The sequence below is a fragment of the Collinsella sp. TM09-10AT genome (genome assembly GCF_003436275.1).
GTDB lineage: Bacteria > Actinomycetota > Coriobacteriia > Coriobacteriales > Coriobacteriaceae > Collinsella.
Genome location: NZ_QSOP01000025.1, coordinates 19,798 through 29,889 on the forward strand (window position 1 = coordinate 19,798; position 10,092 = coordinate 29,889).

Genomic DNA, 10,092 nt, shown 5'->3' on the forward strand with positions numbered 1-10,092 from the left:
AACATCAAAATGGGCTGGTTCTGGATGCCCAGAGCCAGCCCATTGCGCATTAGATGTCGCCAGCGGAGTCGAGCTCGGCTTCCTCGCCCCGCATTCCACCGAGGACAGTGGGGCACTATCGTTTAAGGGCTTCGTTATTGCTCGATGGCCTTCTTTACGACTGCGGGGACGCCTGCCGCCACCACGTTGTCCGGAAGGTCTTCCGTCACGACGCTGCCCGCGGCAATTACGCAACCGCTGCCGATGGTAACCCCCTGCAACACGGATACGTTCGCGCCAAACCAGCAGTTATCGCCTACAACAATAGGCAGAGCCTTCTCGAGACCCAAGTTGCGGTCCTTTGCCTTTAGGGGGTGCGAAGCGGTGTAGAAGCCGCAAAACGGCCCGATAAACACGTTGCCACCAAAGGTGATAGAGCCGCCGTCCATAAAGTAGCAGCCATGGTTTACAAAGCAGCCCTCACCAAAGCTCGTCTTGCTCCCGTAGTCAAAGTAGGCAGGCGAAAGGACCGTCAGCCCTTGCGGAAGATCGGTATCGAGCAAGGATTTCAAAGCGTCAAGCTGCGCGTCGCTTCCGGGTTTTGCCATATTAAAGTCATAGCAGAGCGCCTCCGCCTTTGCGCGTTGCGCCAGGAGCTCCTCGTCAAAGTTGGCATCATGCCACTCCCCGCGCTCCATCTTCTCTTTCTCAGTCATTGCGCCCCCTCAAACAACATGCAGTCTTGATGCGGCAATTCTACCAGCCGATAAGCCACGGTTTTAACACGAGCACCACGCCGCGCAGGGAATGACCGCAGAAGCTAAAGGTCACCGACTCCGAACGCGCGTTCGATGGAATTCGTGTTAGTTGGAATCGTCCGAGGCCTGGGCTATGCTACCTTGACTATCTATATGACTACAACGCAGCAAAGGAGCATCGAGAGAGCGAGCATGGCAAAAAACACCGCAAACTATGGTAACGACAGTATTCGTCAGCTCAAGGACGAGGAGCGCGTACGCCTGCGCCCCGCCGTTATCTTTGGCTCGGACGGACTCGACGGCTGCGCGCATGCCGCCTTCGAGATCCTGTCCAACGCCGTTGACGAGGCGCGCCAGGGCTACGGCAAGCTCATCACCCTTACCGCCTTTCGCGATGGTTCCATTCAGGTAGAGGACAACGGCCGCGGCTGCCCGCTCGACTGGAACCCCTCCGAGAAGCGCTTTAACTGGGAGCTCGTCTTTTGCGAGCTCTACGCAGGTGGCAAATACAACAACAACCAGGGCGGCGACTACGACTTCTCGCTCGGTACCAACGGCCTGGGCTCGTGCGCGACCCAGTACGCATCCGAGTACATGGACGTCACGGTTTGGCGCGACGGCAACAAGTACTCCCTGCACTTTAAGAAAGGCAAGGTCGTTGGCGCCAAAAAGAAAGCGCTTGAGATCGAGCCCAGCGACGAGGACCGCACCGGCACCACCATCAAGTGGCGCCCCGATCTTGAGGTCTTTACCTCGATCAGCATTCCCCACGACTGGTATCGCGAGACCATGCGCCGCCAGGCCGTGGTCAACGCCAACGTGACCTTCCGCCTGCGCATTGAGGGCGACGATGGCGAGTTTTCCGAAGAGGATTTTTGCTATCCCAAGGGCATCGAGGACTACGTGCTCGAGAAGGTCGGTACCGACTACCTTACCGAGCCCTTCTTTATCGAGGCTGACCGTCGCGGTCGCGACCGCGAGGACCTGCCCGATTACAACGTCAAGATCACCGCGTGCATGTGCTTCTCGCGCACCTTCATGATGCAGGAGTACTACCACAACTCGTCATGGCTCGAGAACGGCGGTTCGCCCGAAAAGGCCGCCCGTAGTGCTCTGACCAGCGCCATCGATGCCTACATCAAGCAACAGGGCAAGTACAACAAAAACGAGAGCGGCATTAAGTGGCAGGACGTCCAGGACTGTCTGGTGCTGGTGACCAACTGCTTCTCCACCCAGACGTCCTACGAAAACCAGACTAAGAAGGCCATCAATAACCGCTTTATCCAGCAGGCGATGACGGCATTCTTTAAGGAGCGCCTCTCGACCTATCTGATCGAGAACAAAGACGCCGCCAACAAGATCATGGAGCAGGTGCTCATCAACAAGCGCTCGCGCGAGAACGCCGAGAAGACGCGCCAGAGCATCAAGACCAATCTGCAGCAGAAGACCGACATGGCCAACCGCGTGCAGAAGTTCATCGACTGCCGCTCCAAGGACAAGAGCCGTCGCGAGATCTACATCGTAGAGGGCGACTCGGCAGCAGGCGCCATCCGCACCTCGCGCGATGCCGAGTTCCAGGGTGTTATGCCCGTCCGAGGCAAGATCCTCAACTGTCTGAAAGAGGACTACCCGCGCATCTTTAAGTCCGACATCATCATGGACCTCATGCGCGTGCTGGGCTGCGGTGTGGAGATCAAGGACAAGCGCATCAAGAACCTTGGCGCCTTTGACCTGGACAACCTCAACTGGAACAAGGTCATCATCTGTACGGACGCCGACGTCGACGGTTATCACATCCGCACGCTTGTGCTCACCATGCTCTATCGCCTGGTGCCCACGCTTATCGACGAGGGCTACGTGTATATCGCCGAGTCGCCGCTCTACGAGATCAACTGCAAAGAGAAGACCTACTTTGCCTACACCGAGCTCGAGAAGAACGGCATCCTCAAGGAGATTGGCGACCAGAAGTGCTCGATCAACCGCTCCAAGGGTCTTGGTGAGAACGATCCGGACATGATGTGGCTCACCACCATGAACCCCGAGACGCGCCGCCTGATCAAGGTAGAACCCGAGGACGTCACCAAGATGGAGACCATGTTCAACCTGTTGCTGGGCAACGACGAGACGGGCCGCAAGCGTCACATCTCCGAGCACGGCAAGGAATACCTGGACCAGCTGGACCTGCAGTAGCAGCAAATCGATAACGACGGCCCATAAGAAGTTCAAGAGGAAATCGTGGCAAAGAAGAAGACGAAGAACCAGCCCAAGAAAAAGCAGGTCAACGCCGAGAACGTCATCGGCCTGCACTCCGAGGTCACCGACCAGCCGATTACGCAGACGCTCGAGGTCAACTACATGCCCTACGCTATGAGCGTCAACGTCTCGCGTGCATTCCCCGAGATCGACGGCTTTAAGCCCTCGCACCGCAAGCTGCTCTACACTATGTACAAGATGGGCCTGCTCAAGGGCGAGCGCCAAAAGAGCGCCAACATCGTGGGCCAGACCATGAAGCTCAACCCACACGGCGACGCCGCCATCTACGAGACGATGGTGCGCCTGGCCACGGGCAACGAGGCGCTGCTTGCTCCTTTCGTGGAGTCGAAGGGCAACTTTGGCAAGTACTATTCGGGCGACCTGAGCTACGCCGCCTCGCGTTATACCGAGGCCAAGCTCTCCCCCATCAGCGCCGAGATCTTCAAAGACATCGACAAGGACCCGGTCGACTTCGTTGACAGCTACGACGGTGCCATGAAGGAGCCGCGTCTGCTGCCCACCACGTTCCCCAACATCCTCGTCTCGGCCAACAAGGGCATCGGCGTCGCTATGGCGTCCGATATCTGCGGCTTCAACCTCAACGAGGTCTGCACCGCCACGATGCACTACCTGAAGGACCCCGACTGCGACCTGCTCGAGTACATGCCCATGCCCGATTTCTCGACCGGCGGCGAGATTATCTACCGCCGCGAGGAGATGGAGAAGATCATCGAGACCGGTCTTGGCAGCTTCCAGATTCGCTCCCGCTGGCGCTGGATTCCCGAAGAGCGCATCATCGAGGTGTACGAGATCCCCTACACCACCAAGACCGATGTCATCATCGAACGCATCGTCAAGCTCTCCAAGGAGGGCAAGGTCAAGGAGATCGCCGACATCCGCGACGAGACCGACCTTTCGGGTCTGCGCATCGCCATCGACCTTAAGCGCGGCGTCGACCCCGACAAGCTCATGGCCAAGCTCTATCGCTCGACCACGCTGCAGGATTCGTTCTCGTGCAACTTCAACGTGCTCGTCGACGGCTATCCCCGTGTTATGGGCGTGCGCCAGATTCTGCACGAGTGGGTCAAGTGGCGTATTGCGTCCACGCGTCGCCGCATTAACTTTGACCTGGGCAAAAAGTCCGAGCGCCTGCACCTGCTGCACGGCCTTGAGGCAATTCTGCTCGACATCGACAAGGCCATCGCCATCATCCGCGGCACTAAGCTCGAGGCAGAGGTTGTACCCAACCTTATGAAGGGTTTCGACATCGACGAGACCCAGGCCGAGTTTGTCGCCGAGCTTAAGCTCCGCAACATCAACGAGGAGTACATCCTCAACCGCACCAAGGACATCGCCAAGCTCGAGGGCGAGATTGCCGAGCTTGAGGAGATCCTCTCCAGCGAGGAGAACGTCAAGAAGGTCATCAGCGACGAGCTAGCAGCGGTCAACAAGAAGTACGTGATGCCGCGCCGCACGGGCAGGATCGAGCCCCATGAGGTTATCGAGGTAAGCTTGGAGCCCGAGGTCGAGGAGTACCCGGTCACCATCATGCTCTCGCGCGATGGCTACCTAAAGAAGATGACGGACCGCGTGCTCAAGAAGGCGACCACGCTCAAGTACAAGGACGGCGACAAACCCTTTATCGAGTTCCCGTCCTCCAACACCCACGAGCTGCTGGTCTTTACCAACAAGAGCCAGGTGTACAAGTGCAAGGTCGCGGCGTTTGAGGACACCAAGTCGGCCCAGCTGGGCTCGTACCTTCCGACCGATCTTGAGATGGAACCCGACGAGAGCGTCATCTGGGTCATCGACCCCGAGGACTACAAGGCCGACGTGCTGTTCGTCTTTGAGAACGGCCGCGTGGTGCGTGTCGCGCTTTCTGGATACGCTACCAAGACCAACCGCAAGCGCCTTAAGAACGCCATCTACGGCGGCAGCAAGCTGCTGTATGCGCAGGTGCTCAAGGAGGACCGCGACCTCGCGCTGGTCTCGAGCGACTACCGCCTGATGAACTTCAACACGTCGCTGCTCAAGACCAAGACGACCACCAACACGCAGGGCGTCCAGGCCTTTACGGCCAAGAAGGGCCGCTCGGTCACCACCGTCGGCACGACCGAGGAAATCCTTGGCGCCGGCGTCTCGGCCGAGAAGTTCACCGCGCAGAGCCTGCCCTCCGCCGGCACCCTCATGAAGGAAAATGACATGCCGAGTTTGTTTGACTAAAACAACGGCGACTAAACCGTCATGGTTTTACAAAGCAGCGGGGCCCGGAGCGCAGTAAACGCTGCGCCCCGGGCCCCATGCATTACACCAGCATCATCCCTATAGACAAAATGCCGCATAAAGCGGAACAGACATAAGCCCATCATTCATTCCAAAGGGCTTAGTCGATAGCCTGATAAGGCGCACGCCCGGATGGGTCTTTTTAAGTGAGGACAGACTTCGAGATCTTGTGTTCTCCCCCGCCTTGACTTCAATCGCAGACAAGCATCCCTGCTTCTCTACTACAAAGTCGATTTCCGCACGATTATCTCGCGCCCAATAATGCAGTGGATAACCCATGGCTGAAAGCTGTTGGGCAACGTAGTTTTCGGTAAGTGCACCCATGAATGTGCCGCCGATACCGGCAAGAATATCGGCGCGTTGAGCACCGGCCTTGGAGACCAGCAGCCCTGTATCCGCCTGATAGATTTTAAAAGCAGAAGGGTTAACGAAGGCCTCTAAGGGGCTTTCGATCTGCCCGACTAGGCTGCAGCGCGCCACCGTACCCGACAATACAAGCCAATCGAGAGCATCTCCAAAGAGAGACGCATTGCCCCCCGCTCGCACTACCTTGTATTGAAATTTACGATTCTCTTTGGCAAGCTGCTGTGGAATGGAATCGAAGCACGCACGCGTCTTTGCACTCAAGCGTTCATCAGCATATTTATTGGTGTCGGCGGAATATCCGTCGAGAATAATCCGATGCTTTTCGGCCACATCAATGATTGACTGATCATCGATGTACGTTTGGACCGCCTCGGGCATTCCGCCAACAACAAGATACTGTCGATAGAGCCCAAGCGCCTTTTCATGAAGGCTTGGCGCAAGAGGACCCATTATCTCGAATGATGAGCGTATCTCGTCGACCAGCTGATCGTGCCCCATCGCCCAGAGAAACTCCTCGAAATCGAGTGGAGCCATCTCAATCAAGTCGGTCTTTCCGACGGGGAACGAATACGACTGATGGTTAATGGCAACCCCAAGAAGCGACCCGGCAGCCGCAACGTAATACTCGGGAGCATCTTCGCAAAAGTATTTAAGGGAAGTGAGCGCTTCCTCGCATGCCTGGATCTCGTCAATGAACAGTAAGGTTTTGCCAGGCACGATACGCTGTCCCGTACGAGCCTCGATCGCACGTACGATCGAATGAGGGTCAAGACCGCCCGAAAAATCCGCTCGCGCCGACCGGTCGTTCTCAAGATTAACGTAGACAACCGATTCGAAAAGATCCTGGGCGTACGTTCTGAGCAAATAGGTCTTGCCACACTGGCGCACGCCTTTGACCAGCAAAGGTTTTCTATCAGCTCTGTCTCGCCATTCCCTAAGGAGCTCGTCTGCCTTGCGACGCATACGTAACCTTCCCTCATGAACTTCTATTTGACAATATTTTAACGCGGATTAATTTGTTTTCAGTTATTTTTCTGCGTTTAAAAATTGTTCTATACGGCACTTGAGGGAATTCGCCCCTATCTCTCGGTAAGGACAGCAAGCATTTCCACCAACGCTGATTGCCATGCGTTCTTCTTGTCCTTAGGCAAGCTTGCGAGCGAGCTCTCGCACCTTTTCCAGCTTGGGCGACGATACCATGCTGTCGCGCTCGGTCATACCGCTGATGGTGACAATGCCCTGGTCCTCCCACTTGCAGTACGCGCAGGTTGACTTGTACATAGCGATCGCCGCATCATAGACACCCTCGCTGTGGCTATCGAGTAAAAGGGCCGTCTTGGTGAACGGGAATCCCGTGGCACCGAAGGCGTACAGGCGGTCGATGGCGGTCTTTTCCTGCGCAGTGATATCAAACCAGTAGATAGGCGAAGCGAAGACAACCATGTCGGTGTCTTTCAGCGACTCAATCACGTTGGCCATGTCATCCTTCTGCACGCAGACGCCCTCATGGGCGAAGCAGTACTGGCATCCCAAGCAGCCGGCGATCTTCTTGCTGGCAACGCGGATGACCTCGACCGTATGGCCGCCCTCACGCGCGGTCTCGGCAAACGCCTCGACCATGGTATCGGTATTAGCGCCCTTACGCGGGCTGCCGCTCAATACAACGATATTCATAGGATTCCCTCTCCCTCATGCTGCAGGCGCGCAGCATGCTTTCTTGTAACCAAAACGAATGGTGTTAATCAATCGCCAGCAGGCCATATCTCTTGTTCAAGTTCCCTAAAGAAGCTCAAGACGATTGCGATTGCCTTATACAACATCGAAAATCAAAGAGGGCCCATAGCAACGCCACCTACCTGAAATGACATGCGGTCAAGACGAGCTACGAGGATCGTGACGAGCCGATACCGCCCGCATGCCCCCTTCGGAATAGGCGCTGAGCAGCTCCTGAGCGTGAGCAAACTCGGGCCCTCGCCTCCAACCGAGCAGGCGGTTGACCGCGAGATTTCCCTGGACGTTGTGGACGAAGAGCAGATAGGCGTCCTCGCGCGAAAGCCCAGTCTCCTCCATGATCGAGGGAACCATCTGCTCGGCGCCGCGCTCGACGACGCGCTGTGCCACCCGGGCGTACGCGTCGTCATCCGAGTAGAGCAGATAATAGTCATCGTTTGCCGGCGGACGCTGGCAGAGGGCACCCGCCTCCGTTCCCTCGAGCGGCGGCACCGCCGCCAAGGCCTCGTCGATAAGCGCGTCGAGCAGGGCGAACTTGTCCTCGTAGTGCAGATAGAACGTGCCACGGTTGATATCGGCGCGGCGGCAAATATCCGCTACCGTCATCTTCGCGAAGCCGACCTCGGCCAGCAGCGCGAAGAACGCCTCCCGTATGACCGAGAGTGTATAGCGTCGGCGACGATCGATCTTCCCCGCTTCCATTACCCCTCCAATTGCAACGCTCGACAATGCCCGGCAAACGCTCGTTTATCGACAGCAGGCCGAAGCTGTTCATTGCTCTTAAGCAAATCGACATGGATACTTTTTATAGACACCTGTTTATAATAGCTGAAAGAAGGTATCCAGTGACCCTGTACGAGCAGCTCGTTATCGAGCTCACCAACCGATCGTTTTCCCTTCATGCCGCCTACCGCAGCGGCAGCACGCCCTATGAGCTGAGTGACCGCGAGCCCGAGCCCTACGACCAGCAAATCGAGGACTTCGCCCGTATGATCGAAGAAGCCGATTGCGTGCTGGTGGGCGGGGCCTCCGGGCTCTCCGCGGCGGGCGGCGGCGACTTCTACTACGAGGACAACGCGACCTATCGCAAGCATTTCGGCAAATTCGCCGAGCGCTACGGTTTCAAGGGCGCTTTCGAGGGGTCGTTCTACCGCTGGCCCACCGCCGAGGCGCGCTGGGGATACCTCGCCACCTTCCTCGACACCACGCTCAACGCCCCGCTGCGCAAGCCCTACAGGGACCTCGACGCCATTCTCGCCGAGAAGGATTTCTTCGTGCTCACCACCAACCAGGACACGCAGTTTGTGAAGCTCTATCCCTGGGAGAAAGTGGCAGAGATCCAAGGCGACCACCGCTTCTTTCAGTGCTCCCGCTGTTGCACCGACGCGGTGTGGGATGCGGTCGAGCCGGTCTCCAACATGGTAGAGGCCATGGGAGACGGCCTTGAGGTTCCGACAGAGCTCGTGCCGCGCTGCCCGCACTGCGGGGCAGAGGCGTTCCCCTGGGTTCGCGGCTACGGCAACTTCCTGCAGGGCGAACTCTACGAGGAGCAGTACCGCAAGGTGTCCGAATGGCTCGACGCGCACGCACGGCAGAGGATCCTCTTCCTCGAGCTGGGTGTGGGCCGCATGACGCCCGCGTTTATCCAGGAGCCGTTCTGGGCCCTCACGGCGCAGTTACCGCAGGCCAGCTACATCGCCGTAAACAACAAGACGCAGTTTCTCCCCCGCGCGATCGAGGATCGGGGGCTCGCCGTTCGCGCCGACATCGCCGACGTGCTCGCCGACGTGCGCAAGACGCTGGGGAGGTAGCGCATGGAGACGGCGAAAGCAGTTCGCATAGGCAGGGCGCTAGCCGAAGCGGATCTTGTCATCATCGGCGCTAGCAACGGACTCGACATGGCGGAGGGGCTCAACCTTTTCTGCGCCGATGCTCATTTCCAAGAGGCGTACGGGGACCTCGCCCAGGCAGACGGCATCGGCTGCATACTGCAGGGGCTCGCTTCCCCGGATGCCAGCGTGCGACGCCGATGGGCCGAGCGGTTCCATCAAAAGGAGTATCTCGAATATGAGCCCGGCTCGCTCATGAACGGGCTGCGGCGTCTTACGGAGCACGCCGACACCTTCGTGGTCACATGCAACATCGACGGGCACTTCGCGCGCGCCGGGTTCGACGAGAACCGCGTGCTCGAGACGGAGGGGGGCATACGCACGTCGATCGACGAGCGGCGTCTCGCCCATCCAGACGCCCTCGCCACGGCCCAGCTCGAGGAGCTCGAGCGCCTTGTGCAAGCCCATCGCAACGGCAGGGTCGCCATCCTCGAACTTGGCGTGGGACTGCGCAACGGCATCATAAAGCACATGCTCGCCCAGATCGCGAACGTCTGCGAGCACGCCACCTACATCGTGTTCAACTACAGCCAGGCTATGGCGCCCGATGCATCGTGCGAGACGATTCTCGTTGACGGCGATATGGCCCCGGCTTTCGAGGAGATTGCCCAATGCCGTCTCTAGAGAGGGAAGCGTATAGGCTTCGAAGCCTTATCGACGATGCCGACGCCATCATCGTCGGCATCGGCTCGGGCATGTCAAGCGCCGCCGGGTTCAACCATTACAACCGCGCAGGCATGGCGCGCGCCGGAATGACGGACTGGCAGCAAGCCTTTGGCTTCAAGAGCCTTTTCGACGGCTTCTACCACCTCTACCCCAGCCTCGAGCAGCGA

The 10,092-nt window shown here is 58.1% G+C and carries 8 protein-coding genes and 1 pseudogene; 5 read left to right on the forward strand and 4 right to left on the reverse strand.

Annotated features, from left to right (window positions below; translation table 11 throughout):
* Positions 1 to 134: 134 nt before the first annotated feature.
* Positions 135 to 695 (reverse strand): sugar O-acetyltransferase, encoded by a 561-nt coding sequence (locus DXD77_RS09120; RefSeq protein WP_117563594.1) that lies wholly within the window; start codon positions 693 to 695, stop codon positions 135 to 137.
* Positions 696 to 929: 234 nt separating this feature from the next.
* Here DXD77_RS09120 and DXD77_RS09125 point away from each other — a divergent pair, with 234 nt between their 5' ends.
* Complete coding sequence (locus tag DXD77_RS09125) at positions 930 to 2,927, forward strand: type IIA DNA topoisomerase subunit B (RefSeq protein ID WP_055252409.1); 1,998 nt, start codon at positions 930 to 932, stop codon at positions 2,925 to 2,927.
* A 45-nt stretch (positions 2,928 to 2,972) separates the two neighbouring features.
* Positions 2,973 to 5,213 carry a DNA gyrase subunit A gene (locus tag DXD77_RS09130; protein ID WP_117648497.1) on the forward strand — a complete coding sequence of 747 codons (2,241 nt, stop codon included), beginning with the start codon at positions 2,973 to 2,975 and terminating at the stop codon, positions 5,211 to 5,213.
* Between the two features lie 99 nt (positions 5,214 to 5,312).
* On the opposite strand, the gene DXD77_RS09135 is transcribed toward DXD77_RS09130, so the two are convergent.
* The 3 genes from DXD77_RS09135 to DXD77_RS09145 all read right to left on the reverse strand — a co-directional run bounded on the left by DXD77_RS09135 (position 5,313) and on the right by DXD77_RS09145 (position 8,072).
* Positions 5,313 to 6,602, reverse strand: coding sequence for an ATP-binding protein (locus tag DXD77_RS09135; RefSeq protein WP_055252411.1), 1,290 nt, complete (start codon positions 6,600 to 6,602; stop codon positions 5,313 to 5,315).
* Between the two features lie 180 nt (positions 6,603 to 6,782).
* Positions 6,783 to 7,313, reverse strand: a complete 531-nt coding sequence (locus tag DXD77_RS09140; RefSeq protein ID WP_117648498.1) for a flavodoxin family protein — start codon at positions 7,311 to 7,313, stop codon at positions 6,783 to 6,785.
* A 198-nt stretch (positions 7,314 to 7,511) separates the two neighbouring features.
* A complete protein-coding gene (locus DXD77_RS09145) occupies positions 7,512 to 8,072 on the reverse strand; it encodes a TetR/AcrR family transcriptional regulator (RefSeq protein ID WP_089572815.1) in 561 nt (186 codons plus the stop codon).
* Positions 8,073 to 8,215: 143 nt separating this feature from the next.
* Here DXD77_RS09145 and DXD77_RS09150 point away from each other — a divergent pair, with 143 nt between their 5' ends.
* The 3 genes and pseudogenes from DXD77_RS09150 to DXD77_RS09160 form a co-directional block, all read left to right on the forward strand.
* Positions 8,216 to 9,181: a Sir2 silent information regulator family NAD-dependent deacetylase gene (locus DXD77_RS09150; RefSeq protein WP_197032824.1), complete on the forward strand. Its 966-nt coding sequence runs from the start codon at positions 8,216 to 8,218 to the stop codon at positions 9,179 to 9,181.
* A gap of 87 nt (positions 9,182 to 9,268) precedes the next feature.
* Positions 9,269 to 9,883: a hypothetical protein gene (locus DXD77_RS09155; RefSeq protein WP_147325437.1), complete on the forward strand. Its 615-nt coding sequence runs from the start codon at positions 9,269 to 9,271 to the stop codon at positions 9,881 to 9,883.
* A pseudogene (locus tag DXD77_RS09160) lies at positions 9,871 to 10,092 on the forward strand (hypothetical protein); the annotation flags it as partial. The gene DXD77_RS09155 and the pseudogene DXD77_RS09160, both read left to right, overlap by 13 nt.